Origin of the sequence: Streptacidiphilus jeojiensis (assembly GCF_042510965.1) — a bacterium.
Lineage (GTDB): Bacteria > Actinomycetota > Actinomycetes > Streptomycetales > Streptomycetaceae > Streptacidiphilus > Streptacidiphilus jeojiensis.
Map to the genome: position 1 here is coordinate 124,345 of NZ_JBEUKS010000008.1, position 26,307 is coordinate 150,651.

The 26,307-nt window shown below is 71.1% G+C and carries 22 protein-coding genes and 1 pseudogene; 9 read left to right on the forward strand and 14 right to left on the reverse strand.

Features of this window, described 5'->3' with window-relative positions; all coding sequences use genetic code 11:
- Nucleotides 1–24 precede the first annotated feature (24 nt).
- The 9 genes and pseudogenes from ABUW04_RS22820 to ABUW04_RS22860 all read right to left on the reverse strand — a co-directional run bounded on the left by ABUW04_RS22820 (nt 25) and on the right by ABUW04_RS22860 (nt 9,867).
- The gene (locus ABUW04_RS22820) at nt 25–240 is read right to left on the reverse strand and encodes a hypothetical protein (RefSeq protein ID WP_030262319.1); all 216 of its coding nucleotides are present in this window, start codon (nt 238–240) and stop codon (nt 25–27) included.
- 201 nt (nt 241–441) lie between these two features.
- Entirely contained in the window at nt 442–1,941 is a 1,500-nt protein-coding gene (gene gatB / locus ABUW04_RS22825; RefSeq protein WP_380566421.1) for an Asp-tRNA(Asn)/Glu-tRNA(Gln) amidotransferase subunit GatB, read from the reverse strand.
- Nucleotides 1,942–1,979: 38 nt separating this feature from the next.
- A complete protein-coding gene (locus tag ABUW04_RS22830; protein ID WP_030262325.1) occupies nt 1,980–2,228 on the reverse strand; it encodes a hypothetical protein in 249 nt (82 codons plus the stop codon).
- A gap of 38 nt (nt 2,229–2,266) precedes the next feature.
- Nucleotides 2,267–3,769 (reverse strand): Asp-tRNA(Asn)/Glu-tRNA(Gln) amidotransferase subunit GatA, encoded by a 1,503-nt coding sequence (gene gatA / locus ABUW04_RS22835; RefSeq protein ID WP_030262328.1) that lies wholly within the window; start codon nt 3,767–3,769, stop codon nt 2,267–2,269.
- A 7-nt stretch (nt 3,770–3,776) separates the two neighbouring features.
- A complete protein-coding gene (gatC, locus tag ABUW04_RS22840; protein ID WP_030262330.1) occupies nt 3,777–4,073 on the reverse strand; it encodes an Asp-tRNA(Asn)/Glu-tRNA(Gln) amidotransferase subunit GatC in 297 nt (98 codons plus the stop codon).
- 185 nt (nt 4,074–4,258) lie between these two features.
- Nucleotides 4,259–5,734 (reverse strand): annotated as a pseudogene (locus ABUW04_RS22845) (putative bifunctional diguanylate cyclase/phosphodiesterase); the annotation flags it as partial.
- A 214-nt stretch (nt 5,735–5,948) separates the two neighbouring features.
- On the reverse strand, nt 5,949–8,168 hold the full coding sequence (ligA, locus tag ABUW04_RS22850) for an NAD-dependent DNA ligase LigA (protein ID WP_380566422.1): 2,220 nt from the start codon (nt 8,166–8,168) through the stop codon (nt 5,949–5,951).
- Between the two features lie 20 nt (nt 8,169–8,188).
- Nucleotides 8,189–9,202 (reverse strand): methionine synthase, encoded by a 1,014-nt coding sequence (locus ABUW04_RS22855; RefSeq protein WP_380566423.1) that lies wholly within the window; start codon nt 9,200–9,202, stop codon nt 8,189–8,191.
- On the reverse strand, nt 9,199–9,867 hold the full coding sequence (locus ABUW04_RS22860) for a TetR/AcrR family transcriptional regulator (RefSeq protein WP_051726301.1): 669 nt from the start codon (nt 9,865–9,867) through the stop codon (nt 9,199–9,201). Before ABUW04_RS22860 ends, ABUW04_RS22855 begins: the two co-directional genes overlap by 4 nt.
- A 50-nt stretch (nt 9,868–9,917) precedes the next feature.
- Here ABUW04_RS22860 and ABUW04_RS22865 point away from each other — a divergent pair, with 50 nt between their 5' ends.
- Complete coding sequence (locus ABUW04_RS22865; RefSeq protein WP_380566424.1) at nt 9,918–10,829, forward strand: ABC transporter ATP-binding protein; 912 nt, start codon at nt 9,918–9,920, stop codon at nt 10,827–10,829.
- Nucleotides 10,819–11,622, forward strand: coding sequence for an ABC transporter permease (locus tag ABUW04_RS22870; RefSeq protein ID WP_380566425.1), 804 nt, complete (start codon nt 10,819–10,821; stop codon nt 11,620–11,622). Before ABUW04_RS22865 ends, ABUW04_RS22870 begins: the two co-directional genes overlap by 11 nt.
- A 22-nt stretch (nt 11,623–11,644) precedes the next feature.
- Here the strand turns inward: ABUW04_RS22870 and ABUW04_RS22875 are convergent, their stop codons facing one another.
- Nucleotides 11,645–12,334 carry an SDR family oxidoreductase gene (locus ABUW04_RS22875; RefSeq protein ID WP_030262354.1) on the reverse strand — a complete coding sequence of 230 codons (690 nt, stop codon included), beginning with the start codon at nt 12,332–12,334 and terminating at the stop codon, nt 11,645–11,647.
- A gap of 83 nt (nt 12,335–12,417) precedes the next feature.
- On the opposite strand from ABUW04_RS22875, the gene ABUW04_RS22880 reads away from it, so the two are divergent.
- On the forward strand, nt 12,418–14,331 hold the full coding sequence (locus ABUW04_RS22880) for an NAD-binding protein (protein WP_380566426.1): 1,914 nt from the start codon (nt 12,418–12,420) through the stop codon (nt 14,329–14,331).
- Nucleotides 14,332–14,496: 165 nt separating this feature from the next.
- Here the strand turns inward: ABUW04_RS22880 and ABUW04_RS22885 are convergent, their stop codons facing one another.
- The 3 genes from ABUW04_RS22885 to ABUW04_RS22895 are packed head-to-tail and all read right to left on the reverse strand — an operon-like array spanning nt 14,497 to nt 17,471.
- Nucleotides 14,497–15,021, reverse strand: a complete 525-nt coding sequence (locus ABUW04_RS22885; RefSeq protein WP_380566427.1) for an LOG family protein — start codon at nt 15,019–15,021, stop codon at nt 14,497–14,499.
- A 40-nt stretch (nt 15,022–15,061) separates the two neighbouring features.
- Nucleotides 15,062–16,210: a tRNA 2-thiouridine(34) synthase MnmA gene (gene mnmA / locus ABUW04_RS22890; RefSeq protein ID WP_380566428.1), complete on the reverse strand. Its 1,149-nt coding sequence runs from the start codon at nt 16,208–16,210 to the stop codon at nt 15,062–15,064.
- 55 nt (nt 16,211–16,265) lie between these two features.
- Nucleotides 16,266–17,471: a cysteine desulfurase family protein gene (locus ABUW04_RS22895; protein WP_380566429.1), complete on the reverse strand. Its 1,206-nt coding sequence runs from the start codon at nt 17,469–17,471 to the stop codon at nt 16,266–16,268.
- A gap of 256 nt (nt 17,472–17,727) precedes the next feature.
- Here ABUW04_RS22895 and ABUW04_RS22900 point away from each other — a divergent pair, with 256 nt between their 5' ends.
- Nucleotides 17,728–19,308, forward strand: a complete 1,581-nt coding sequence (locus tag ABUW04_RS22900) for a glycosyl hydrolase 53 family protein (RefSeq protein ID WP_380566430.1) — start codon at nt 17,728–17,730, stop codon at nt 19,306–19,308.
- A gap of 146 nt (nt 19,309–19,454) precedes the next feature.
- Nucleotides 19,455–20,204 (forward strand): IclR family transcriptional regulator, encoded by a 750-nt coding sequence (locus ABUW04_RS22905; RefSeq protein WP_030262371.1) that lies wholly within the window; start codon nt 19,455–19,457, stop codon nt 20,202–20,204.
- Between the two features lie 16 nt (nt 20,205–20,220).
- Here ABUW04_RS22905 and ABUW04_RS22910 read toward each other — a convergent pair whose 3' ends face one another.
- Entirely contained in the window at nt 20,221–20,889 is a 669-nt protein-coding gene (locus ABUW04_RS22910) for a trimeric intracellular cation channel family protein (protein WP_030262375.1), read from the reverse strand.
- 412 nt (nt 20,890–21,301) lie between these two features.
- Between ABUW04_RS22910 and ABUW04_RS22915 the strand changes: the two genes are divergently transcribed.
- From ABUW04_RS22915 to ABUW04_RS22930, 4 genes are all read left to right on the forward strand, one after another.
- Complete coding sequence (locus ABUW04_RS22915) at nt 21,302–22,348, forward strand: ABC transporter permease (protein WP_030262378.1); 1,047 nt, start codon at nt 21,302–21,304, stop codon at nt 22,346–22,348.
- 79 nt (nt 22,349–22,427) lie between these two features.
- Nucleotides 22,428–24,107 carry an ABC transporter substrate-binding protein gene (locus tag ABUW04_RS22920; RefSeq protein WP_030262381.1) on the forward strand — a complete coding sequence of 560 codons (1,680 nt, stop codon included), beginning with the start codon at nt 22,428–22,430 and terminating at the stop codon, nt 24,105–24,107.
- A gap of 111 nt (nt 24,108–24,218) precedes the next feature.
- On the forward strand, nt 24,219–25,211 hold the full coding sequence (locus tag ABUW04_RS22925) for an ABC transporter permease (protein WP_030262384.1): 993 nt from the start codon (nt 24,219–24,221) through the stop codon (nt 25,209–25,211).
- 20 nt (nt 25,212–25,231) lie between these two features.
- The gene (locus ABUW04_RS22930) at nt 25,232–26,302 is read left to right on the forward strand and encodes an ABC transporter ATP-binding protein (protein ID WP_030262388.1); all 1,071 of its coding nucleotides are present in this window, start codon (nt 25,232–25,234) and stop codon (nt 26,300–26,302) included.
- Nucleotides 26,303–26,307 lie beyond the last annotated feature (5 nt).

The window sequence follows — 26,307 nt, forward strand, 5'->3', positions numbered from 1 at the left end:
CCTCCGACAGTCCGGGGGCGTCGGTCAGCAGGCACTGGGCGCGGAGGCCCGCCGCGAGCGGCGGGCGCCCCGGAAGTGGAACTGCGATCCCCCTCCCTTCCGGTCCTGGGCCCCGTCACTCTCCGCCGCCGCCCGGGCGTGCTGCTCGGCCTCGACCACCATGCGGTGCTGCTCGGCCGCGCGACGCAGCTCGGACTCGCGGATCTTGAAGGACTGGAAGTAGAACTCGCTGCTGGACATCTGCTGCTCCCCTGTGAAGGTCTTTCGCTCTTCCCTGCTGACCTCAAGATTCCTCTCCCAGGGGGGTGCCGGGCATCGGGAGCCTGCCCGATCTTCCAGCTCAGAGGGGCCTTAGACAGCACTGAGGCCGTCCTACCCGGAGGGGTGGGACGGCCTCAGTGGAGTGTCCTACGGCCTTAGGCGCCTTAGGACCTTAGAACCTCAGGCGAGCCGTTCGAGGATGAGCTCCTTGACCCTGGCCGCGTCGGCCTGGCCGCGGGTGGCCTTCATGACCGCGCCGACCAGTGCCCCGGCCGCGGCGACCTTGCCGTCGCGGATCTTGGCGGCGACATCGGGGTTGGCCGCGATGGCCTCGTCCACGGCCGCGCCCAGCGCCGAGTCGTCGGAGACCACGGCCAGGCCGCGCTTAGCGACGACCTCGTCCGGGCCGCCCTCGCCGGCCAGCACCGCCTCGATCACCTGGCGGGCCAGCTTGTCGTTCAGCGAACCGGCCGCCACCAGCTCGGACACCCTGGCGACCTGCGCCGGGGTGATCGGCAGCGCGCCGAGCTCGGCGCCCGACTCGTTGGCGTGCCGGGCCAGCTCGCCCATCCACCACTTGCGGGCCTGGTCCGCGGGCGCGCCCGCGGCGATGGTCTCCAGGATCGGCTCGATCGCACCGGCGTTGAGCACCGACTGCATCTCCAGGTCGGAGATGCCCCACTCGCCCTGCAGCCGCTCCCGACGCACCCGGGGCATCTCGGGCAGCGCGGCACGCAGTTCCTCGACCCACTCGCGGGGCGGGGCGACCGGCACCAGGTCGGGCTCGGGGAAGTAGCGGTAGTCCTCGGCATTGTCCTTGATCCGCCCGGCGGTGGTGCTGCCGTCCTCCTCGTGGAAGTGGCGGGTCTCCTGGACGATGCTGCCGCCCTCGTTGAGCACGGCGGCGTGCCGCTGGATCTCGAACCGGGCGGCCCGCTCCACGCTGCGCAGCGAGTTGACGTTCTTGGTCTCCGAGCGGGTGCCGAACTCCTCGCGCCCGTGCGGCCGCAGCGACAGGTTGACGTCGCAGCGCATCTGGCCCTTGTCCATCCGGGCCTCGGACACGCCCAGCGCCTTGATGACCTCGCGCAGCTCGGCCACGTACGCCTTGGCGACCTCGGGTGCGCGGCTGCCGGCGCCCTCGATCGGCTTGGTGACGATCTCGATCAGCGGGATGCCGGCCCGGTTGTAGTCCAGCAGCGAGTGCGAGGCGCCGTGGATGCGGCCGGTGGCACCGCCGATGTGGGAGGACTTGCCGGTGTCCTCCTCCATGTGGGCGCGCTCGATCTGCACCCGGAAGACCTCGCCGTCCTCCAGCGTGACGTCCAGGTAGCCGTTGAAGGCGATCGGCTCGTCGTACTGCGAGGTCTGGAAGTTCTTCGGCATGTCCGGGTAGAAGTAGTTCTTCCGGGCGAAACGGCACCACTCGGCGATCTCGCAGTTCAGCGCGAGGCCGATCTTGACGGCCGACTCCACGCCGATCTCGTTCACCACCGGCAGCGCGCCGGGCAGACCCAGGCAGGTGGGGCAGGTCTGCGAGTTGGGCTCGGCGCCCAGCTCGGTGGAGCAGCCGCAGAACATCTTGGTGGCGGTGCCCAGCTCGACGTGGACCTCAAGGCCCATCACCGGGTCGTACGCCGCCAGCGCCTCGTCGTAGGGCACCAGGTCGATGACGCTCACTGATGCGTCCCCTCTTCGTCACATGTGTTCATGGATGCTCAGCCGAGCAGGATGTCGTCGTCGCCGAGCCTGCGCAGCTCGCGGACCAGCAGCGCGGTGCTGGTGACCAGGGCCAGGGCGGCGACGGCGGCGTTGACCAGCTTGAGGGTGTCGCCCTCCTCGCGGGCCTTGCGGACGTCCTTGACGATGCCGAAGGCGCCGAAGGCGCTGCCGCCGATGCCGAACAGGATGCCGGGCTTGGAGTGCTTGAAGCCCTTCAGCTGCTTGGCCTTGCTGCCGGTGCCGATGGTGGTGGCGGTGTCGATCTTCGCGACGGTCTTGTTGCTCACAGCGCCGGTGCCTCCTCGAGCAGGGGGTGTCCCCACTGGTTGTTGAGTGCCGCCTCGACCGCCGCACCAACCCGGTACAGCCGGTCGTCGGCCATGGCGGGGGCGATGATCTGCAGGCCGACCGGGAGATTGTCCTCCGGGGCGAGCCCGCAGGGCACCGACATGGCCGAGTTGCCGGCCAGGTTCGACGGAATGGTGCACAGGTCCGCCAGGTACATCGCCATCGGGTCGTCGGCGCGCTCGCCGATCGGGAAGGCGGTGGTCGGCGTGGTCGGCGAGACCAGCACGTCCACGTCGGCGAAGGAGCGGGCGAAGTCCTGGGTGATCAGGGTCCGCACCTTCTGCGCCGAGCCGTAGTAGGCGTCGTAGTAGCCGGAGGAGAGGGCGTAGGTGCCCAGGATGATCCGGCGCTTGACCTCGGGGCCGAAGCCGGCCTCGCGGGTCAGCGCGGTGACGTCCTCGGCCGAACGGGTGCCGTCGTCGCCGACCCGCAGGCCGTAGCGCATGGCGTCGAAGCGGGCCAGGTTGGAGCTGGCCTCGGACGGCGCGATCAGGTAGTACGCGGGCAGCGCGTAGCTGAAGGACGGGCAGGACAGCTCGACCACGGTGGCGCCGAGACCGCGCAGGATCTCCACCGACTCGTTGAAGCGCTGCATCACGCCGGCCTGGTAGCCCTCGCCGGCGAACTCCTTGACCACGCCGACCCGGACGCCGGTGAGGTCGCCGCCGGCACCCTGGCGCGCGGCCGCCACCAGCGGCAGCACCGGGGCGTCGATCGAGGTGGAGTCCAGCGGGTCGTGCCCGGCGATGGCCTCGTGCAGCAGGGCCGCGTCCAGCACGGTACGGGCGCAGGGACCGCCCTGGTCCAGCGAGGAGGAGAAGGCGATCAGGCCGTAGCGGGAGACCGTGCCGTAGGTCGGCTTGACGCCGACGGTGCCGGTGACCGCGCCGGGCTGGCGGATCGAGCCGCCGGTGTCGGTGCCGATGGCCAGCGGGGCCTCGTAGGCGGCCAGCGCGGCGGCGGAACCGCCGCCGGAGCCGCCGGGGATCCGGGAGAGGTCCCAGGGGTTGCCGGTGGGGCCGTAGGCGCTGTTCTCGGTGGAGGACCCCATGGCGAACTCGTCCATGTTGGTCTTGCCGAGGATCACCACACCGGCGTCCTTGAGCCGGCGGGTCAGCGTCGCGTCGTACGGCGGCACCCAGCCCTCGAGGATCTTCGACCCGGCGGTGGTGGGGACGCCCTTGGTGGTGAACACGTCCTTGAGCGCCAGCGGGACGCCGGCCAGCGGGCCCAGCTCCTCGCCTGCGGCGCGCTTGGCGTCCACGGCGCGGGCGGCGCTGAGCGCGCCCTCGGTGTCGACGTGCAGGAAGGCGTGCACCTTCTCGTCGACGGCGCCGATGCGGTCCAGGTGCGCCTGGGCCACCTCGACGGCGGAGACCTCGCCTGCGGCGATGGCCGCGGCGGTCTCGGCTGCGGTGTTGCGGATCAGGTCGGTCATGGGTTGGTCAGTCCTCCCCGAGGATCTGCGGCACGCGGAAGCGCTGCTCCTCCGCGGCGGGCGCACCGGCGAGGGCCTCGGCGGGCGTGAGGGACGGGCGGACCACATCCGGGCGCATGACATTGGTCAGCGGCAGCGGGTGCGAGGTCGGCGGTACGTCTTCGGCGGCGATCTCGCTGACGCGGGCGACCGCGTCGACGATGTCGTTGAGCTGCTCGGCGAAGTGGTCCAGCTCTTCGGCCTTGAGCTCCAGCCGCGACAGCCGGGCGAGGTGGGCGACCTCCTCGCGCGTAATGCCAGGCATGCAGCAGTCCCCTTCGGGGTGGGATCAGGTTTTCCGGGCCCCAGTCTATTGACACCGGGGAGGACCCCATCCTACGGACGCCCGGGGCATCCATGCGCTGACGTTTTTGTCTCTAGGGGCGCGGGGAACTGCGCTGCCAACCATCTACGGAGGTGCATGGCTGGCAGCGCAGTTCCCCGCGCCCCTCAAGACGTCGGTTCGACGGGCTGCGGCGAAGCCGCGTTGCGGATCCGGAGCCACGCCGTCGCCTGGTCGGCGGGGAGCGCTGCGGAGACCAGCCAGCCCTGGACCGCGTCGCAGCCCATGGCGTGCAGCCGCTCCCAGGTCTCGTCGTCCTCGACGCCCTCCGCGACCACGGTCAGCCCCAGCGAGTGGGCGAGCTGCACCGAGCAGCGGACCACGGCCGCGTCGTGGTGGTCCGCCACCATCCTGCTGACGAAGGAGCGGTCGATCTTCAGCTCGCCCACCGGCAGCTTCCGCAGCCGCACCAGCGAGGAGTACCCGGTGCCGAAGTCGTCGAGGGACATGCCGACCCCGTGGCCGCGCAGCTCCTCCAAGGTGTCGGCGGCCAGCTGCCCGTCCTCCAGCAGCAGCCGTTCGGTGATCTCCAGCTGCAGCGCCCCGGCCGGCACCCCGTGCCGGGCCAGCCGGTCCGCGATGGACTGGGCGAACCCGGGCCGCAGCACGTCGCGGGGCGAGACGTTGACCGCGACCTGGACGGTCATCCCCTCGGCGCGCCAGGCGGCCAGCTGGGTGACCGCCGCCTCCAGCACGTAGTCGGTGAGCTTGGGCATCAGCCCGCTGGACTCGGCGAGGCCGACGAACTCGTCCGGGCTGACCGGGCCGTGCCCGGCCCGGTCCCAGCGGACCAGCGCCTCCAGGCCGACCACATGGCCGTCGAAGGCGACCTTGGGCTGGTAGTGGATCTGCACGTCCCTGGTGTCCAGCGCCCGGCGCAGGTCGCCGAGCAGGCCGAGCCGCTGGGGCGTGTCGGCGTCCTGCTCCGGGTGGTAGCGCTCGACGCCGCTGCGGCTGCGCTGGGCGTGGGCCATCGCCACATCGGCCCGTCGAAGCAGGGATTCGGCGTCGTCGGCGTCGTCGGGCGTGACGGCCACACCCGCGCTGGACTCCAGCACCAGCTGCAGGCCGTCCAGGTGCACCGGCACCGCGAGGGCCGCGACCAGTTCGCGGGCGGAACGCAGCGGGTCGTCGCCGACGTCCGGCAGCAGCACCGCGAACTCGTCCCCGCTGAGCCTGGCGACCAGGCCGGCGTCGGGGACGGAGCGTCGCAGCCGGTGGCCGACCTGGGCCAGCAGCCGGTCGCCGGCGGAGTGGCCCAGGGTGTCGTTGAGGGACCGGAACCGGTCCAGGTCGAGCAGCACCAGCGCGAGCTTCCGGTCCCCGTCGGCGCGGGCGATGGCCTCGCGGGCGGCGCGCAGCAGGGCGTCGCGGTTGGCCAGGCCGGTGAGCGGGTCGGTGGCCTGGTCGTGCAGCCGCTCGCCGGCGATCCGCCAGGCCACGTAGAGCACGGCCAGCGGGACCGCGAACAGCGGGAGCAGTTGCGGTGCGTGGTGGGAGGTGATCAGCGCCAAGGGCAGCAGCGGTGCCGCACCCACCGCCAGCGTTCCGACAAAAACCGCAAGTCTGACCGGAAGCCCGGCGCGGCCGAGCCTCGACGTGCGCTCCATAGATGTTCCTCTGGATTCCCCGTTCGCCCGCTGAGGGAGCGGGTTGTGTTCAAGGGTAAAGCCGGGACTCATGGAGGGGCAGGGAATTGGACAGGCCGTGACCGACTGGTGTCGTTACCAGCCGGTCGGCTCTACGATATGCGCCGCCTGACCGAAATGCCTTTGCGTTAAGTTACTTGACGAGGCATTAGTCCGCATCCGAGGGTGCGTCAACCGCTACGGGGAGTGCACGCTCGCGCGCCGCGTCCGGCCCCTCGGCGAGCAGCACCGCGAAGCCGTCGTCGTCCAGGACGGCCAGCTTCAGCTGCATCGCCTTGTCGAACTTGGAGCCGGGGTTGTCGCCGACCACCACGAAGTCGGTCTTCTTGGAGACCGATCCGGTGACCTTCGCCCCGAGCCGTTGCAGCGCGTCCTTGGCGCCGTCCCGGGTGTGCGAGGCAAGCGTTCCGGTGACCACCACGGTCAAACCCTCCAGCGGACGCGGCCCCTCGTCCTCCCCGCCGCCCTCCTCCACGAACCGGACACCGGCGGCCCGCCACTTCTCGATGATCTCGCGGTGCCAGTCCTCGGCGAACCACTGGGTGATCGCGGCGGCGATGGTCGGACCGACGCCCTCGGTGGCCGCCAGCTCCTCCTCGCTCGCGGCGGCGATCCGGTCCAGGTCGCGGAACTCCCGGGCCAGCGCCTGGGCGGCGACCGGGCCGACATGACGGATCGACAGGCCCGCCAGGATCCTGGCCAGCGGCTGCTGCTTGGCCGCTTCCAGGTTCTCCAGCAGCGCGGTCGCGGTCTTCTTGGGCTCGCCCTTCAGATTGGCGAAAAAGGTGACGACCTTCTCCTCGCCGGTCTTGGCGTCCCGTTTGGGCAGTCCGGTGTCCTGGTCGCGGACGACGACCTTGATGGGCAGCAACTGTTCGATCGTCAGATCGAAGAGGTCGCCCTCGTTGAGCAGCGGCGGCTCGGACGGCTCCAGCGGCTGGGTGAGCGCGGTGGCGGCGACGTAGCCCAGCGCCTCGACGTCCAGGCACTTGCGCCCGGCCAGGTAGAAGAGGCGCTCGCGCAGTTGGGCCGGGCAGGTGCGGGCGTTGGGGCAGCGCAGGTCGATGTCGCCCTCGGCCATCGGCCGCAGTTCGGTGCCGCAGTCGGGGCAGTTGGTCGGCATGACGAACTCGCGCTCGCTGCCGTCCCTCAGCTCCACCACCGGGCCCAGCACCTCGGGGATGATCTCACCGGCCTTGCGCAGCACCACGGTGTCGCCGATGAGCACGCCCTTGGCCTTGACCACGTCCTGGTTGTGCAGGGTGGCGTACTCGACCACCGAGCCGGCGACCTGCACCGGCTCCATCACCGCGTAGGGGGTGCAGCGACCGGTGCGGCCGACGTTCACCCGGATGTCCAGGAGCTTGGTGTTGACCTCCTCCGGCGGGTACTTCCAGGCGATGGCCCAGCGGGGCGCACGCGAGGTCGCGCCGAGGCGGCCCTGCAGCGGGATCTCGTCCACCTTGACCACGACGCCGTCGATCTCGTGCTCGACCGAGTGCCGCTGGTCGCCGTAGCGGGCGATGAACTCCTTGACCTCCGCGAGCGAACCGACCACCGCGTTGTGCTTGGCGGTCGGCAGCCCCCAGGCCCGCAGCAGGTCGTAGGCGTGCGACTGGCAGTCGATGTCGAAGCCGCGGCGCGCCCCGATGCCGTGCACGATCATGTGCAGCGGCCGGGAGGCGGTGATCCTGGGGTCCTTCTGGCGCAGCGACCCGGAGGCGGAGTTGCGGGGGTTGGCGTACGGGGCCTCGCCGGCCGCCACCCGGGCGGCGTTGAGCTCGGCGAACGCCTCGATCGGGAAGTAGATCTCACCGCGGATCTCCACCAGTTCGGGCACCTGGTGCTCGCCGTCGTCCCGCAGCTGGTGCGGGATCTCGGCGATGGTGCGGACGTTGGCGGTGATGTCCTCACCGGTGCGGCCGTCGCCCCGGGTCGCGGCCCGGACCAGCCGGCCGTTCTCGTAGGTGAGGTTGACGGCCAGGCCGTCGATCTTCAGCTCGCAGAGGAAGTGGTAGCTCTGCCCGGCCAGCTCCTTCTCGACCCGGTCGCCCCAGGAGTCCAGCTCTTCCTCGGTGAAGGCGTTGTCCAGGCTGAGCAGGCGTTCGAGGTGCTCCACCGAGGCGAAGTCGTTGGAGTAGGCGCCGCCGACTTTCTGGGTCGGCGAGTCCGGGGTGCGCAGCTCCGGGTGGCGCTCCTCCAGCGCCTCCAACTCCCGCATCAGCACGTCGAACTCGGCGTCGCTGACGGTGGGGGCGTCCTGCAGGTAGTAGCGGAAGCGGTGCTCCTCGATCTCCTGCGAGAGCTCCGCGTGCCGCGACCGCTCCTCGGCCGAAGCCTCTTCTGCCGGCACCGTCTGCTCCTCCATCGACGTCCCCCTTCAAGCACCTACTCCGGATTGTCGGCCAGGCTCTGCGCGGCGATCACGCTGTGTGACAGCGCGCGTCGTGCATAGGCCGGGGAGGCCCCCGCCAGGCCGCAGCTGGGGGTCACCACGACGCGTTGGGCCAGCAGCGCCGGGTCGAGACCCAGGCGTCGCCACAACGTCCTGACACCGCTCACACTATCGGCAGGGTCTGACAATCCCGGCTCTACGCTGGGCACGACACCGGCGAAGAGCAGGGTGCCGCCCTCCACCGCCTCGCCGATCCCGTCGTCGTCACGCTCCGTCAGCAGCGCCATGTCCAGGGAGACCGCCGCGGCGCCCGCCCGGCGCAGCAGGGCCAGCGATACGCCGGGTGCGCAGCAGTGCACCACCACCGGCAGGTCCACCGCGCGGACCAGCGTGCGCAGCGTCTCCTCGGCGATCTGCCGGTCCACCGCGCGCAGCCGCTGCCAGCCGCTGGCGGTCGGCACCTGCCCGGCCAGCACCGCCGGCAGCGAGGGCTCGTCCAGTTGCAGTACCAACTGCGCGCCGGGGACGCGCCTGCGGACCTCCTCCAGGTGCAGCCGCAGCCCCTCCGCCAGCGAGCCCGCGATGTCCCGCACCGCGCCCGGATCGGCCAGCGCCTTCTCGCCGCGGTGCAGTTCGACGCCGGCGGCCAGCGTCCAGGGGCCGACGGCCTGGAGCTTGAGCGGTCCGGTCCAGCCCTGGGTGTACTCCTCCAGGGCGTCCAGGTCCTCGCCCAGCCAGGAGCGGGCCCGGCGGCTGTCCCGTCCCGGACGGTCGCCGAAGCGCCAGCCGCTGGGTTCGACCCGGGCGAACAGCTCGACCAGCAGCCCCAGGCTGCGGCCGAGCATGTCGGCGCCGGGGCCGCGGGCCGGCAGCTCGGGGAGGTGCGGCAGGGCCTCCAGCGATCCGGTGACGGTCTTCGCGGCCTCCCGCGCGTCCGTCCCCGGCATCGAGCCGACACCCGTCGCGCCAGGACCGGTCAACTGCGGAAACGTACTCTCAGCGCTCACTCGGGCAGCGTACGGGAGTCCGGGCCGGCCGAGGCCCCCGCGTCGGCGGCGATGCGCTCGACCAGCTGCCGCAGATCGGCCTGGTCGGCCTCGAACTCGGCGTCGAGGTCACTGGGCAGGTCCAGCCAGCGCGCGACCGCGGCGTGCCCGGGCAGCGCCCCCTCGGGCAGCTGTCCGCGCCGTCCGCGCGGGTCCAGCGTCCCCGGGGCGAAGCGGCCGTTGGCCTCGGAGGCCAGGAAGCCCAGCACGAAGGTGCTGACCAGCCGCTCCAGCCGGGGCACCAGCCGGGCCGGGACGCCGGCCTCCAGCAGCGCGGTGTAGATGGCGTCGACGAAGCGGACCGCGTCGGGGGTGACCGCGGGCCGGGTCAGCAGCAGGTTGACGCTCCAGGGGTGACGCTTCGCCAGCTCGCGCGCCTGCCGCCCGTAGGCGGACAGCCGCACGGTCCAGTCCCCCTCGGTGCCGGCCAGTTCGGCGGCCATCCCGCCGAGCAGCCGCCCCACCATCCCGTCCAGCAGCGCGGCCTTGCTGCCGACGTGCGGGTACAGCGCCATCGGGGTGACCCCGACCCGGTCCGCGACCGCCCGCATCGACACCGCCGCCAGCCCGCGCTCGTCGGCCAGGTCCAGCGCCGCGTCCAGGATCTCTTCCCGTCGTCCGCTCATGGCTCTACACTGTAGATCTATACGGCGTAGATCGTTTACGGGGAGGTCCCATGCTCTCGGCCCACGCGCTGGTCAAGCGCTACGGCGGCACCACCGCGCTGGACGGCTTCAGCCTCGAGGTCGCGCCCGGCGAGATCGCCGGGCTGATCGGCCACAACGGCGCAGGCAAGTCCACCTTCGTCGAGGCCGTCACCGGTCTGACCCGGGTGGACTCGGGGCGGATCGCCATCGGCGGCCGGGACCTGCGGCACTCGCCGCGCCGGGCCCGGGCCCTGCTCGGCGTCGCCCCGCAGGAGATCGCGCTGTACCCGTCGGCGACCGTCCGCGACAACCTGCGGCTGTTCGGGGCGCTGGCCGGGATGGGCGGCCGCGCCGTCCGGGCCGGCACCGCCAAGGTGGCCGCCGAACTCCTGCTGGAGGACGTCCTGGACCGCTCCGTCGGGCTGCTCTCCGGCGGGCAGCGCCGCCGGGTGCAGGCCGCCACCGCGCTGATCGGCGACCCGCCGCTGCTGCTCCTGGACGAGCCCACGGCCGGCGCCGACCCGGAGACCAGGGCCGCCCTGCTGGACGCGGTACGGGCCCGCGCGGCGAACGGCTGCGCCGTCGTCTACACCACCCACTACCTGCCCGAACTCACCGATCTGGGCGCCACCCTGGCCGTCGCCAGGGCGGGCCGCATCATCGCCAGGGGCACCCAGCGGGAGCTCACCCGGGACCTGCCGGGCGAGCTGCGGCTGCGCCTCGCCGACGGCGGCGCCGCGCTGCCGGAGCCGTTCCTGCGGCGCAGCAGCACCGTCGACGGCGAGACCCGGATCAGCACCACCGGCGGACCGGCCGACCTGGCCGCACTGCTCGCCGCGGGCTGCGTGCCGACCTCCGTCGACATCCGCCGTCCCGATCTGGACGACCTGTACCGCTCCCTCGCCGGGACCCCCGCCGCGGAGGCCGACCGTGCTGCCTGACACCGCCCTGCGCATCCCGGCCGGGTCCGGTCTCCCGCTGCCGGCGCCGGTGCGCCGCACCCTCGCGCTGACCCGGCACAACACCACCCTGCTGCTGCGCGACGCCGGTCCGCTGGCCAGCCGGATGATCCTGCCGCTGGTCTTCGTGACCCTGCTGCGCCCGCTCTACACCGCCGCCCAGGGCACCGGGGACGGCACCGTCCAGGCGGTGACCGGAACCCTGGTCACCTTCTCGCTGCTGGCCCTCAGCATCGTCGGCGGCTCCATCCTCAGCGAACGGCTCCAGCACACCTGGGAGCGGCTGCGCAGCACCACCGCCCACCCGCTGGAGATCCTCGGCGGCAAGGCCCTGCCGATCCTGGCCGCACTGCTCGCCCAGCAGGCCATGGTGCTGGGCTTCGGCGCCGCCTTCCTGGGCCTGCGGATCGACCACCCCGCGCTGCTCGCCGCCGCGCTGCTGTGCTGGACCACCACCCTGCTCGGCCTGGGGTCAGCGCTGGGCGTGGCCGCCCGCAGCTACGGCGGGCTCTCCGCCGCGTACGACATCGGCGGCATGCTGCTCAGCAGTCTCGGCGGCGCACTGGTCCCACTGGCCGCGCTCCCGCACTGGGTCCGCGCCGTGGCCCCGGCCTCCCCCGGCTACTGGGCCTCGGCGGCCCTGCGCGCCGCACTGTCCGGCGAGGGCGCCAGGACGGCGCAGTGCTGCGCGGTCCTGCTGGCGTTCGCGCTCGGCTTCGGCGCGCTGGCCGGATGGAAGCTGCACCGGACGTCGGTGCGCTCGGCGCGGATGTGAACAACGCCCCTGCCGCCGCCCGCTACCGCCCCGGACGTACCGTCAGATCGCTGATCTCCGCGTCCCGCGGCAGGTCGACGGCGGTGAGGACGGCGGTCGCGACCGACTCCGGGGCGATCCAGGAGTCGGCGTCGTACGGCTTGCCCTCCTGGGCGTGGACCCGTTCCTGCATCGGCGTGGCGGTGCGGCCCGGGTAGACGGTGGTGACCCGGACGCCGTTGCCGTGCTCCTCGGCGCGCAGCGAGTCGGCGACCGCCCTGAGCCCGAACTTGGAGGCGGCGTACACCCCCCACTCGGCACTGGCCCGGAGCCCCGCACCGGAGTTGACGAAGACCACGTGCCCCCGCGAGACCCGCAGGGTCGGCAGGAACAGCCGGGTCAGCTCCGCCGGAGCGACCAGGTTGACGGCCAGGGTCCGATTCCAGACCTTGGTGCCCAGGTCACCGATGGTGCCGAGGTCGACCACGCCGGCGATGTGCAGCAGCGAGTCCAGCCGTACCGGCTGCTCCTGCTGGCCCAGCGCCCAGGACAGCCGGTCCGGGGTGGCGAGGTCACCGATCAGGGTGCGGCTGCCGGGGAACTGCTTCCGCAGCACCGCCGCGCGGTTGGCGTCGCGGGCCAGCAGCCACAGCTCGTCGCCGCGCTCCGCCAGCCGTTCGGCGACGGCGGCGCCGATGCCGGAACCGGCGCCGGTGATCAAATGGATAGCCATGTGTTCATTGGTATCACGCCCGGCGGCACCGGCGATCCGTCACTATGTGTGTGCAGAGGATCGACAGGGGGGCGTGGCGGTACGTGAGTGACGAGACGACAACAACGGCCGGATCCACCCCCGGGCACATGATCGTCTGCGGCGGCGACGCGCTGACGCACCGTCTGGCGCTGGACCTGATCCACCTCTACCGCGAGCGGGTCACCCTGATCATCCCCGGCCTGGACGTCGGGCACGGACCCCAGCTGGCCGCGCTGGCCACCGAGGACGGCACGGTCACCGTGATCAGCGGGCGCGGTCCGGACGAGACCACGCTGCGCGCCGCCGGGATCACCGAGGCCACCGCCCTGGCCCTGACCATGGAGGACGATCCGGCCGTCACCGAGGCGGCGCTGCTGGCCCGCGGCCTCAACCCGCGGCTGCGGCTGGTGATCCGGATCTTCAGCAATCCGCTCGGCCAGCGGCTGGAGCACCTGCTGGACCGGGCCGCCGAGCACTCCGGCGGCTCCACCGCGGTGCTGTCCGCCTCGGAGACGGCCACGCCGGCCCTGGTCTCCGCCGCCGTCACCGACCGCAACCAGGTCATCCCGATCAACGGCGGCACCTTCTCCGTGGTCGAGCAGGCCCTGGACGAGGAGGCCGACGGCACCACCGTCCCGCTCGCGCTGCTCGCCCCGCGCACCGACGACGGGGTCGGCTCCGGCGACTCCCCGCTGCACGTCCTGCTGCCCTCCCCGGAACAGACCGCGGCGGCCACCCCGGGCACCGTCCGCGCCGTCGTCCGGCTGCGGCACGACCCCAACCCGCCCGACGAACCGGGGCGGGGCGGTCTGCCGCGCTTCCCGCTGGGGGCGCTGATCTCGCGGCGGCTGCGCCGGGCCGCGCTGGGGCTGGGCGCCTTCGTGGCGGTGCTGACCGTGGTGACCTGGCTGACCACGCCGCGGTCGATCGGGCTCTCGCTCTACGACGTGCTGATGGACGTCGCCGCCGCCGGCAACCCGGCCGACAACGAGTCGGTGATCCGGAAGGTGCTGCAACTGCTGTCGATGTTCACCGGGATGCTGATCATGCCGCTGGTGCTGGCCGTGATCCTGGAGAACCTCGGGGCGCTGCGCAACGTCAGCGGACTGGACCGGCCCAAGCGCAGCATGGCCGACCACATCGTGGTCATCGGTCTGGGCAAGGTCGGCAGCCGGGTGGTGGAGCGGCTGGCGGCGATGCGGGTGCCGGTGGTGGCCGTGGAGCGGAACCCGGAGGCCTCAGGGGTGGCCAGGGCCAGGAAGCTCGGGGTGCCGGTGGTGATCGGTGACATCTCCGAGCCGGAGATCTACCACGACGCCCGGGTCAGCCGCAGCCAGACCCTGATGGCGCTGACCAGCAATGACAGCGTCAACCTGGAGGCGGTGCTGTACGCCCGCGAACAGCAGCCCGATCTGCGGGTGGTGCTGCGGCTGTTCGACGACGCCTTCGCCGGCACCGTCTACCGCACCCTGCGGGCCTCCTACCCGCAGGCCCGCACCCGCAGCCGCAGCGTCTCCTACCTGGCGGCGCCGGCCTTCGCCGCGGCCATGATGGGGCGTCAGGTACTGGCCTCCATCCCGGTGGAGCGGCAGATGCTGCTGGTCGCCACGGTGGGGGTGCGCGGGCGGGAGGCGCTGTCCGGACGGACCGTCGCCGAGGCCTTCCGTCCGGGCGGCTGGCGGGTGGTCGGACTCCAACGGGCCGGCCGGGACCTGCGCTGGAATCCGGCGCCGGAGCGGCCGCTCGCCGATGACGACCGGGTGGTGGTGGTCGCCACCCGGGAGGGGCTGGGCCTGCTGCTGCGGCGCACGGCCGCAGCGGCGGCGGTCGAGGAGGACGAGGCGGCTCCGGCCGCGGCGGCCCACCCCCACCTGCCCGGCCCGCGCTTCCACCGCCGCCCGGACGACACCGGCCCGCTGCCCCGCCTCCCTCGGGCCCAGCCGGACGCGCCGTACCCCGGGCAGGACGAGCAGTGATGGTCGGGTGCGGGTCGTAGGTGGTTGATCGCGCACGCTGTTAAATCAGCAGAGCCCCGCGCCCCTGAGGAAGTGCAACTTGCTGACAGTGGGTCAGTTGCAGCCCCCTAGGGGCGCGGGGAACTGCGCGACCAACCCGGCACACGCCGCAGCCGAAGAACCGACCTACGCCTCCGCGAGGGCCAGCGCCCCGGCCCCGTCGGAGGCGAAGCCGACCAACTCGTTCAGCGGCCGCGGCAGGAACCCCTCCGCCTCCATCCGGGCCAGCTGGATCCGCAGCCCCTCGTAGAAGCCCTCGGTGTCCAGCAGCACCACCGGCTTGTCGTGCAGCCCGTGCTTCTTGAGCTCCACCACCTCGGTGACCTCGTCCAGCGTCCCCAGCCCGCCCACCAGGACCACGATCGCGTCGGCCCGCGCCAGCAGCACCGCCTTGCGCTCGGCCAGGTCCGCGGTCATCACCATCTCGTCGGCGCCCTGGTAGGTCTTGTGGGACAGCAGGCCGACGTTGACGCCGACCAGCCGGCCGCCGGCCGCCTTCACCTCGTCGGCGACGACCCCCATCAGCCCGGCGTTGGAACCGCCCCAGACCAGGGTGTGCCCGTGCTCGCCGAGCAGCCGGGCGAACTCCCTGACCGGCTTGGTGTAGCGCTCGTCCAGCGCGAAGGCGGAGCAGAAGACGGTGATGTTCATGGAGATCCCCCCAGGTCGGTACGGAGATGAAAGATGGAGGTCAGCCCGCTAGCGCGGGCCGCTCGGTGCCGGCGATGGTCGCCGACCCCACCACCCGGGTGCCGTCGTAGAGCACCACGGCCTGGCCCGGGGCGATCCCGCGCTGCGGCTCGGCCAGGGCGACCCGGAGCTCGGCGCCGTCCGGGCCCAGCTCGGCGGTGGCGGCCACCGGCTCGCCGTGGGCCCGCAGCTGGACGGTGTACGCGCCGGGGGCGAACGGCGTGGTGCCGCACCAGCGCGGCTTGATGCCGGTGAGCGCGGCCACGTCCAGGGCCTCCGCCGGTCCCACCGTCACCCGGTTGTCGACCGGGGAGATGTCCAGGACGTAGCGGGGCTTGCCGTCGGCGGCCGGGTGTCCGATCTTCAGGCCCTTGCGCTGGCCGATGGTGAAGCCGTAGGCGCCGCTGTGCTCGCCGAGGCGGGTGCCGTCGACGTCGACGATCTCGCCGGGGGCGGTGCCGAGCCGCTGCTCCAGGAAGCCCTGGGTGTCGCCGTCGGCGATGAAGCAGATGTCGTGACTGTCCGGCTTCCTGGCCACCGCCAGGCCGCGGCGCTCGGCCTCGGCCCGGACCAGCTCCTTGGGGGTGTCCCCGAGCGGGAACATCGCGTGCGCCAGCTGCTCGGCGTCGAGCACTCCGAGGACGTAGGACTGGTCCTTGCCCGGGTCGACCGCGCGGTGCAGCTCGCGGACGCCGTCCGGGCCGGTGAGGATCTGCGCGTAGTGGCCGGTGACCACCGCGTCGAAGCCCAGGGCCACGGCCTTGTCCAGCAGCGCCGCGAACTTGATCTTCTCGTTGCAGCGCAGGCAGGGGTTGGGGGTGCGTCCGGCGGCGTACTCGGCGACGAAGTCGTCGATGACGTCCTCGCGGAAGCGCTCGGCCAGGTCCCACACGTAGAAGGGGATGCCGATCACGTCGGCGGCCCGACGGGCGTCCCGGGAGTCCTCCAGGGTGCAGCAGCCGCGGGCGCCGGTACGGAAGGACTGCGGGTTGCTGGAGAGCGCCAGGTGCACCCCGGTCACCTCGTGCCCGGCCTCGGCCGCCCGCGCGGCAGCGACGGCGGAGTCCACGCCGCCGGACATCGCGGCCAGGACGCGGAGCCTGCCGGGGGCTGAGGGGGAACCGTCTGGGGCACCGGGGAAGTCACTCATGATGCAACCAGGGTACGTGGCGGTTCCAGCGGTTTGTCGCGACCCGGGTACCGGCTCAGCGCCGGGCCGCCGCCCCGGCCATCCTGGCCCGCTCCACGACCGGGCCGATGGCCTCGGCGAGGGCGGTCACGTCGGCCCTGGTCGAGGTGGAGCCCAGGGAGAACCGCAGCGAGGCACGGGCCAGCGCCGGCTCGACGCCCATGGCCAGCAGCACGTGGCTGGGCTGGGGGACGCCGGCCGAGCAGGCCGATCCGGTGGAGCACTCGATGCCCCGGGCGTCCAGCAGCATCAGCAGGGCGTCGCCCTCGCAGCCGGGGAAGGAGAAGTGCGCGCTGGCCGAGAGCCGCCCGGTCACGTCGACGGCACCGTCGCCGGCGCCCTGCCCGGGATCGCCGTTGAGGACGGCGTCCGGGACCGCCCCGCGCACGGCCAGCACCAGTTCGTCGCGCAGCAGCGCCAGCTCGCTCGCGTGCTGCGGCTGCCGCTCGGCGGCGATGGCCGCCGCCGCCGCGAAGCCGGCCGCGGCCGGGACGTCCAGGGTGCCGGAGCGGACGTCCCGCTCCTGGCCGCCGCCGTGCAGCAGCGGGACCGGGGCGGCCGATCGGGACAGCAGCAGGGCGCCGACCCCGTACGGACCGCCGATCTTGTGGCCGGTGACGGTGAGCGCGTCCAGCCCGGAGTCGGCGAACGACAGCGGCACCTGGCCGAAGGCCTGCACCGCGTCGGCATGCATCGGGATGCCGAACTCGCGCGCGATGGAGGCGAGTTCGGCGATCGGCTGGATGGTGCCGACCTCGTTGTTGGCCCACATCACGGTGATCACCGCGACATCGGCCGGGTTGCGCTCGACGGCCTCCCGCAGCGCCTCCGGGTGGACCCGGCCGAGCCGGTCCACCGGCAGCCAGTCGACCCGGGCGCCCTCGTGCCGCTCCAGCCACTCCACCGCGTCCAGCACCGCATGGTGCTCGACCGGGCTGCAGAGGATGCGGACGCGGGCCGGGTCGGCGTCGCGGCGGGCCCAGTAGAGGCCCTTCACCGCGAGGTTGTCGGACTCGGTGCCGCCGCCGGTGAGGACGACCTCGCTGGGACGGGCGCCGAGGGCCTGGGCGAGGGTCTCGCGGGACTCCTCGACGACGCGTCGGGCGCGGCGGCCGGCGGCGTGCAGGGAGGAGGCGTTGCCGGTGCTGCCCAGCTGTGCGGTCATGGCGCTGACCGCTTCGGGGAGCATCGGGGTGGTCGCGGCATGGTCGAGATAGGGCATGGCGGGACCAAGTGTAGAGGGTGGGGGCCGTCCTCAGCGCCGCCCCTTCTGCATGGGAGCGTTCACACCCCATAACCGCACACAGACCTGCCGTTTCAAGAAGCGATGCGGGAACTTGTCCGGGATAGTGCCCGGGTTTCCAACAGATTCAAACAACTTTCCCCTTGCCAGCACCGGGAGGCCATCCACTACGGTGTGCACGTTCCCACCCCAGTGCCACCCCCACCCCATCCCATCGTCAGAGAGGACGATGTCGATGCCACACCTGTTCCCGCGACTCACCAGGGCGCTCGCGGTGACCGCCCTGCTCGCGGTCACCCTGCTGGTCGGAGCCCCCGCCACCATCGCCCGGGCGGCGAGCACCGTCACCAACGGCGGCTTCGAGGCCGACGCCAAGGGCACGGCCACCCCCACCGGTTGGACCACCTACTCGGCCAACGGCACCGCGGCCGCCGCGTACACCGAGGCCGGCGGCCACAGCGGCAGCTACCGGCTGACCCACTACTCCGCCAGCGCCTACTCGGTGAACACCTATCAGTACCTGAGCGGGCTGACCAACGGGAACTACACGCTCACCGCCTGGGTGCGCTCCGGCGGCGGCCAGAACTCGGTGTACGTCGGGCTGACCAACTGCGGCGGCACCGACAAGAAGACCTACGTCCCCACCATGGCCGACGGCAACTGGGTCCGGATCGTGGTCTCCACCACGGTCAGCAACAACCAGTGCACCATCAACCTGGTCTCCGACGCCAAGGCCGGGAACTGGGCCAACTTCGACGACATCAGCTTCACCTCCGGCTACGCCTCGCTGGCGGTCCGCGGCGGTGACGTCTCCAGTCTGCAGCGCGGCGAGAACCTCGGCGGCGTCTACTACAACAGCTCGGGGACCCAGCAGGACCCGCTCACCATCCTGGGCAGCGCCGGGATGAACTACGCCCGGCTGCGGGTCTGGGTGAACCCGGCCGACGGCTTCGACAACGAGGCCCAACTGCTCGCCATGGCCAAGCAGGTCAAGGCCAAGGGCATGGGGCTGCTGCTGGACCTGCACTACTCCGACACCTGGGCCGACCCGGGCAAGCAGGCCATCCCGGCGGCCTGGGCCGGCTACACCCTGGCCCAGCTGGAGACCGCGGTCTACAACTACTCCAAGCAGATCACCGCCGACCTGGTGGCCCAGGGCACCGCCCCGGACATGGTGCAGACCGGCAACGAGATCAACGCCGGGATGCTCTGGACCTACGGCTCCACCTCCAACTGGAGCCAGTTCGCCGCCCTGCTCAAGTCCGGCATCAGCGGCGTCAAGGCCGCGGACTCCTCGGCGAAGATCATGCTGCACATCGCCAACGGCGCGGCCGACGCCACCGACAAGGCCTGGTACCAGAACGCGGTGAACTACGGCGTCCCGTTCGACGTCATCGGGCTCTCGTACTACGACTACTGGCACGGCCCGCTGGACCAGTTGCAGACCACCCTGGACGACCTCGCCGCCACCTTCGGCAAGCCGGTCGTGGTGGCCGAGACCGCCTACCCCTGGACCACGGCCAACGGCGACTCCGAGACCAACTCGGTGACCGCGACCAACACCACCCTGGACGCCGGGTACCCGGCGACCCCGGCCGGACAGGCGGCCAACTTCCGGGACGTGCTGTCCGTGGTCCAGGCCGTCCCCAACGGTCTCGGCTGGGGCGCCTTCTACTGGGAGCCGACCTGGACCGTGGTCTCCGGCAACGGCTGGGACCCCACCAACGCCAGCTCCGGTGACGGCTGGGAGAACCAGGCCATGTTCGACTTCTCCGACAAGGCCATGTCCGTGGTCAGCGACTACGCCGCGCGCTGACCCTCCTACCCCCTTCCTCACCTCCCGCCCGTCCGGCAGCGGCCGTATCCCGGCCGCTGCCGGACACGTTGCGCCCAGTGCAACGGCTGCCTAGGATCCCTGCACACGCCCACGACGGGGCCGCGGGGGACATACGGGCGGGGCTTATGACACAGACGGTGGACCGGGCACTGGTGATCCTCGCCTCGCTGGCCGAGGGGCCCGCCTCGCTGGAGCAGGCGGCGAACCGGATCGGGGTGCACAAGTCCACCGCGATGCGGCTGCTGCGCACCCTGGAGGAGCACGGCTTCGTGCACCGCCAGCCGGACTACCGCTACCGCCTCGGCGGCCGGCTGTTCTCGCTGGCCCAGCTGGCCCTGGAGAGCATCGACGTCCGGGTCGTCGCCGCACCCCACCTGGCGGCCCTCAACGAGCGCTGCGGGCACACCGTGCACCTGGCCGTCTACGAGGACGGCGAGGTCACCTACGTGGACAAGCTGGAGAGCCGCTACCCGGTGCGGATGTACTCGCGGATCGGCAAGCGGGCCGCGCTGACCGCCTCGGCGGTGGCCAAGGTGCTGCTGGCCGACCTGCCCGAGGCCCGGCGCCGCGAGGTCGCCGAGGCACTGGAGTTCCCCGCCTACACGGTCCGCTCGATCCGTACGCCCGAGGCCCTGCTGGAGGAGCTCGCCCAGGTGCGGGACCAGGGCTGGGCGGTGGACCGCAGCGAGTACGAGGAGACCGTCAACTGCGTGGCGGTGCCCATCCGCGGCATCGACGGCCGGGTGATCGCGGCCTGCTCGATATCCACCCCGACCGTGGTGGCCCCGATCGGCACCCTGCGCCGGCTGGTGCCGCAACTGCTGGACACGGCCGAGGCGGTCTCCCTGGAGTACGGCGGACGCACCCGCAGCTAGCAGGACCGCCCCGGGCTCAGGCCGGGTCGTCCGCCGCACTGCTGCCGCTCCCCCGGTGCCAGGCTCTCGGCGCCCGCCAGTCGTAGCGCAGCGCCAGCAGCCGCAGCACGAAGGCGGTCAGCGCGGCCAGGGTGCCGGTGACGCCGTCCAGCCGGTCCAGTGCGATCAGCACCGCGACGACGCTCGAACCGACCAGCGCGGGTACCGCGTACAGGGCCCGGTCCCAGCGCAGCAGCGAGGGCAGCTCATGGGCGAGCAGGTCCCTGGCGACGCCGCCGCCGACCGCGGTGGCCATGCCCAGCGCGATGTCGGCGACCGATCCCAGGCCGAAGTCATGGGCCTTGGCGGTCCCGGTCACGCAGAACAGCCCGAGGCCGGCCGCGTCCAGCACCTGGATGGTGCGGTTGATCCGCTGCACCTCCGGGTGCAGGAAGAAGACCACCAGCGAGGCCACCAGCGGGGTGAAGAAGTAGCCCCTGTTCTCGAAGGCGGCCGGCGGCACCGCGCCGATGATCAGGTCGCGGAACACCCCGCCGCCCAGCGCGGTGACCTCGGCCAGCACCGCGATGCCGAAGATGTCGAGGTTCTTGCGGACCGCCAGAAGGCCACCGGACAGGGCGAAGACGAAGATTCCGACCGTGTCGAGCACCTGCTGCACGCCCGGAGCGAAGATTTGCGAGGTCACAGCCCTAGTTGTACCGGCTCGCCGCGGGTGCGCCGCCGAGCGCCACTCCCGCTTTGAATGGATCAATTCATTTCAGCCCACGCGTATCAGTTCACACGGCCGAAACTTCTGTCCATCTCACATGGCAGACAGCGGGGCAAAGAAAAAGCAAAATGCACCACTGGACGGGGTGTCTACCTAAATGCCGAGAAAAGGGACATAGGGCCACGCTCACCGGCCGGTCACAGAACCCCAACCGCCTGCTATTCATGGATATTTCGGACATTCGATCATTACGACAGGATCTCGCATGATCTCATTCTGGTCTCAGGGCGGTTCCCGCCCTTGAGGAGCTAAAAACTACTTGCGTAGAGTCCCCTCACCGCGCAGCGATGAGAAAAACTCTGACCCGAAAACTGGGGATGTCCGCACCATGACCATGCCACCCCATCCGACCGATGCCACTGGCGAGGCAGCCGCTCTCGTCGAGGACCGGTCGGAAGCAGCCGCCGACGGCAGTGCCATGGCCGCCGCAACCGCCATCGCCGGGCGGTCCCCGGCCCGAGCCGCCTGGATGCGCCTGAGGCGCGACAAGGTGAGCCTGGTCGCGCTGACCGTATCGGTGCTCTTCATCCTCGTCGCCGTCGGCGCGCCGCTGCTCAGCTCGCTGGGCGGCTGGGGACCGATCACCCCGGACAACAACGCGATCAACCCGGACACCGGCAACTACCCGATCGGGTCCTTCGGCGGGATCAGCCTCAACCACCTGCTGGGCGTCGAGCCGGGCACCGGCTACGACCTGTTCGCCCGGATCATCTACGGGATGCGCACGTCGCTGCTGGTCGGCTTCCTCTCGGCGGTGCTCTCCACCGTCGTCGGCGTGGTGGTGGGTCTGACGGCCGGTTACTTCGGCGGCTGGATCGACACCCTGCTGTCCCGGATCATGGACGTGATGCTGGCGTTCCCGCAGCTGCTGTTCATCATCGCGCTGACCCCGGTGATCCAGAACTCGCTGCAGACCAACGAACACGGCGGCACCAACGAGAACCTGCGCCTGCTGGTGCTGGTCCTCAACATCTCGGTCTTCGCCTGGGCCTACACCGCCCGACTGGTACGCGGGCAGGTCCTGTCCCTGCGCGAGCGCGAGTTCGTCGACGCCGCCCGGATCATGGGCGCGGGCTGGCAGCACATCCTCTTCCGCCAGCTGCTGCCGAACATCTGGGCGCCGATCCTGATCTCCTTCGCCCTGGCGGTGCCGGCCAACATCAGCACCGAGGCCGCCCTCTCCTACCTGGGCGTCGGTGTGGTTCCGCCGGCCCCGGACCTCGGGTCGCTGCTCTCCGACTCGGCCCAGTGGTTCCTGCAGGACCCGACCTACCTGTTCATCCCCGGCATCCTGCTGCTGATTCTCGTCCTCGCCCTCAACCTGCTCGGTGACGGCGTCCGGGACGCTCTCGACCCGCGCGCCAACCGCAGCTGACGCGGCACCCATGCTTCGGGCCCGCCTCGCCCCCAGGGGCACGGCCGGGAACGGATCTACTAAACAAGGAGCATTTCTGATGATGCGTAGGACGCGCTCAGTCGCCCTTCTGGCGTCTGCCACGGCCCTGGTCCTCGGTGTTACCGCCTGTGGCGGTTCCAGCAAGAGCACCAGCTCCTCCGGCTCAGGCGGAGTCACCAAGGGCGGCACCCTGACTGTCCTGAACAAGGCGGACTTCGACCACATCGACCCGCAGCGGACCTACACCACCGAGGGTTCCAGCACGGACCTGGAGATCATCCGGTCGCTGACCGGTTGGGACGAGTCCTCCGGCACCCCGAAGCTGGTCGGCGACCTCGCCACCGACACCGGCACGCCCAGCAACGACGCCAAGACCTGGACCTTCCACCTGCGTACCGGCATCAAGTACCAGGACGGCACCGCGGTCACCGCGCAGGACGTCAAGTACGGCGTGGAGCGTGCCTTCTCGGCCGACATATCCGGCGGTCCGTCCTACGCGCAGAGCCTGCTCGTGGGCGGCGCGGACTACAAGGGCCCGTACACCGGCAAGTCGCTGGACTCGATCCAGACCCCGGACGACCACACCATCGTCTTCAACCTGGTGCAGTCCTCCGCTGACTTCAACGAGACCACCGCGATGCCGGGCTGGTCCGCCGTGCCGAAGGCGCACGACACCGGCTCCACGTACGACACCCACGTGTGGTCGGACGGTCCCTACCAGATCCAGTCCTACACCAAGAACAAGGAACTTGTTCTGGTCAAGAACAAGTACTGGGACCAGTCCACGGACGTGATCCGCCAGCAGAACGTCGACGAGATCGACTTCAAGTTCGGCCAGGACGAGGCCGCGATCGACCAGCAGCTGGTCGCCAACACCGGCAGCGCGCAGACCTCGATCCAGCAGTGGCCGATCGCCGGTGCCGACCTCGCCAGCATCGCCAACAACAAGTCGGTGCAGGACCGGTACTACAAGATCGCCGCCCCCGGCATCAACTACCTGGCGCTGAACACCACCCGGATCACCAACATCAAGGTCCGCCAGGCGATCGAGTACGCCATCGACAAGACCACCGTCCGCGGTGCCTTCGGCGGCTCGGCCTACGGCGACTACGCCACCACCATGCTGAACCCGGGCATGGGCGGCTACACCCAGTTCAACCTGTACGCCACCGACCCGAGCGGTGACCTCACCAAGGCCAAGGCGCTGATGGCGGAGGCCGGCAACCCGACCCCGACGCTGTCCCTGGCGGTCGAGGGCGGCGTGACCACGCAGACCCACTTCGCCGACGCCGTGAAGGCCTCGCTGGCGAAGATCGGGATCACCGTCAACATCACCCCGATCGACGCGGCGAACTACTTCTCCACCACGTCGAACACCAAGAACCAGTACGACATGACCTGGCAGGACTGGATCGCGGACTGGCCGAACGCCTCGACCGTGCTGCCGACCCTGTTCAACGGCAAGCAGATCACCGCTTCGCCGCAGTCCAACTGGGACGCCTCGTACCTGAACGTCCCGTCGATCAACGCGGCGCTCCAGGCCGCCACCACGATGACCGACCCGACGGCGCGCAACGCCGCCTGGGGCGCCATCGACAAGTCGGTCCTGGCGCAGGCGGCCGTCGTGCCGCTGATGTACATGAACTTCACCGAGCTCTCGGGCTCCAAGGTCGGCGGCATCATCAAGGACACCGTTCTGGCTGAGCCCAGCCTGGTGCGCGCCTACATCAAGAAGTAGTCCCACCCCGTTCCAACGCCCGGTCGGCGGCCCGCGCCGCCGACCGGGCACTCCCCGCCGGCCCCAAGCACAAGGGAGGCGGCCCCGGTCCATGCCGGAGCCCAGCACCGCATGCTTCGTTACCTGATTCGGCGCCTGCTCGCGGCAGCCGTCATCCTGCTGGTGATCAGCATGATCACCTTCTTCATCTTCTTCGCGCTCCCTTCCAACCCTGCTCTGCTGGCCTGCGGCAAGACCTGCTCACCCTCGCGTCTGCTCGAGATCAAGCACTCACTCGGTCTGGACCAGAGCATCACCACCCAGTACTGGGAGTTCTTCAAGGGCCTGTTCGTCGGCCGCGACTACGGCGACGCCAGCCTGATCGTCCACTGCCACGCCCCCTGCCTGGGCATCTCGTTCCAGACCGACACCCCGGTGCTGGACACCCTGCTGCAGGACTTCCCGGTGGACCTCTCGCTGGCCCTCGGTGCGGCCGTGGTCTTCCTGATCCTCGGCGTCGGCCTCGGCGTCCTCGCGGCCGTACGCAAGGGCAGGGCCGCCGACAAGATCGCCGTCGGTGCGGCACTGGTCGGCGTCTCACTGCAGATCTACTTCGTCGGTCTGCTGCTGATGTACGTCTTCGTCGACAAGTTCTCCATCCTGCCGACCCCCAACTACACGCCGATCACCCAGGATCCGGTCGCCTGGTTCCAGGGGCTGATCCTGCCCTGGGCCACCCTGGTCATCCTGTTCCTCGCGCTGTACACCCGGCTCAGCCGCTCCTCGATGCTCGAGGTGCTGGGTGAGGACTACATCCGGACCGCGCGGGCCAAGGGGCTGCCGGCCCGGACCGTGATCATCAAGCACGGTCTGCGCGCCGCGATCACCCCGATCGTCACCATCTTCGGCATGGACCTCGGCTCGCTGATCGGCGGTTCCGCGGTCATCACCGAGTCGGTGTTCGGCATCAACGGCATCGGCAAGCTCGCCGTCGACTCCGTCACCAACTCCGACCTGCCGGTGATCCTGGGCACCACGCTCTTCGCCGCGACCTTCATCGTCCTCGCCAACGTGGTGGTCGACATGGTGTACGGCATCATCGACCCCCGCGTACGCCTCGCCTGACCCGCCCAAGGAAGCTCCCCGTGGCCATCGAAATCTCGCCGCAGTCCGTGGACGTGGCACCTCCTTCCTCCTTCCTCGAGGTCCGGGACCTGCGCGTGCACTTCCCGACCGACGACGGAATCGTCAAGTCCGTCGACGGGGTGTCGTTCGCGCTCCAGAAGGGTCAGACCCTCGGCATCGTCGGCGAGTCCGGCTCCGGAAAGTCCGTCACCTCCGCCGCCCTGCTCGGCCTGCACAAGGGCAGCCGCGCCCGGGTCTCCGGCGAGGTGTGGCTGGACGGCGACGAGCTGGTCAGCATGTCGGAGCAGGACATGCGGTCGCTGCGCGGCAACAAGGTGTCCATGATCTTCCAGGACCCGCTGTCCGCGCTGCACCCCTTCTTCACCATCGGCGCCCAGATCGCCGAGGCCTACCGGGTGCACCACAAGGTCTCCAAGGCCGAGGCCAGGGACCGTGCCGTGGAGATGCTCAAGCGCGTCGGCATCCCCCAGCCGGAGCGCCGGGTCAAGGACTACCCGCACCAGTTCTCCGGCGGTATGCGCCAGCGCGCCATGATCGCGATGTCGCTGGTCTGCAACCCCGAGCTGCTGATCGCCGACGAGCCGACCACCGCCCTGGACGTGACCGTCCAGGCCCAGATCCTGGACCTGATCCGGGACCTGCAGGAGGAGTTCGGCTCCGCGGTCATCATCATCACCCACGACCTGGGCGTGGTCGCCGAGATAGCCGACGACATCCTGGTGATGTACGGCGGCCGGCGCATCGAGTACGGCAGCGTCCGCGACGTGCTGAAGACGCCGGAACACCCCTACGCCTGGGGCCTGCTGCAGTCCATGCCGCATCTGGGCGGGGACGTCACCGAGCGGCTCAACCCGATCCAGGGATCGCCGCCCAGCCTGATCAACCTGCCGACCGGCTGCGCCTTCCACCCGCGCTGCGCGTTCAAGGACCAGGTGCCGGACGACCGCTGCTCCACCGAGCGGCCCGAGCTCCTCCCGGTTCCCGGAACCGACAAGCACATCGCGGCCTGCCATCTGACCGCTGAGAACAAGATCGAGATCCGCAGCGCAGCCGATCGGCTCGCGAAGTGACGGCG

Bases quoted from the DNA above. Each gene is read 5' to 3' on its own strand.
- ABUW04_RS22820 (WP_030262319.1), bottom strand. From the start codon at position 240: ATGTCCAGCAGCGAGTTCTACTTCCAGTCCTTCAAGATCCGCGAGTCC.
- gatA (WP_030262328.1), bottom strand. From the start codon at position 3,769: ATGACCGACCTGATCCGCAACACCGCAGCCGAGACCGCCGCGGCCATC.
- gatC (WP_030262330.1), bottom strand. From the start codon at position 4,073: ATGCCTGGCATTACGCGCGAGGAGGTCGCCCACCTCGCCCGGCTGTCG.
- ligA (WP_380566422.1), bottom strand. From the start codon at position 8,168: ATGGAGGAGCAGACGGTGCCGGCAGAAGAGGCTTCGGCCGAGGAGCGG.
- ABUW04_RS22860 (WP_051726301.1), bottom strand. From the start codon at position 9,867: ATGAGCGGACGACGGGAAGAGATCCTGGACGCGGCGCTGGACCTGGCC.
- ABUW04_RS22865 (WP_380566424.1), top strand. From the start codon at position 9,918: ATGCTCTCGGCCCACGCGCTGGTCAAGCGCTACGGCGGCACCACCGCG.
- ABUW04_RS22875 (WP_030262354.1), bottom strand. From the start codon at position 12,334: ATGGCTATCCATTTGATCACCGGCGCCGGTTCCGGCATCGGCGCCGCC.
- ABUW04_RS22885 (WP_380566427.1), bottom strand. From the start codon at position 15,021: ATGAACATCACCGTCTTCTGCTCCGCCTTCGCGCTGGACGAGCGCTAC.
- mnmA (WP_380566428.1), bottom strand. From the start codon at position 16,210: ATGAGTGACTTCCCCGGTGCCCCAGACGGTTCCCCCTCAGCCCCCGGC.
- ABUW04_RS22895 (WP_380566429.1), bottom strand. From the start codon at position 17,471: ATGCCCTATCTCGACCATGCCGCGACCACCCCGATGCTCCCCGAAGCG.
- ABUW04_RS22900 (WP_380566430.1), top strand. From the start codon at position 17,728: ATGCCACACCTGTTCCCGCGACTCACCAGGGCGCTCGCGGTGACCGCC.
- ABUW04_RS22905 (WP_030262371.1), top strand. From the start codon at position 19,455: ATGACACAGACGGTGGACCGGGCACTGGTGATCCTCGCCTCGCTGGCC.
- ABUW04_RS22915 (WP_030262378.1), top strand. From the start codon at position 21,302: ATGACCATGCCACCCCATCCGACCGATGCCACTGGCGAGGCAGCCGCT.
- ABUW04_RS22920 (WP_030262381.1), top strand. From the start codon at position 22,428: ATGATGCGTAGGACGCGCTCAGTCGCCCTTCTGGCGTCTGCCACGGCC.
- ABUW04_RS22925 (WP_030262384.1), top strand. From the start codon at position 24,219: ATGCTTCGTTACCTGATTCGGCGCCTGCTCGCGGCAGCCGTCATCCTG.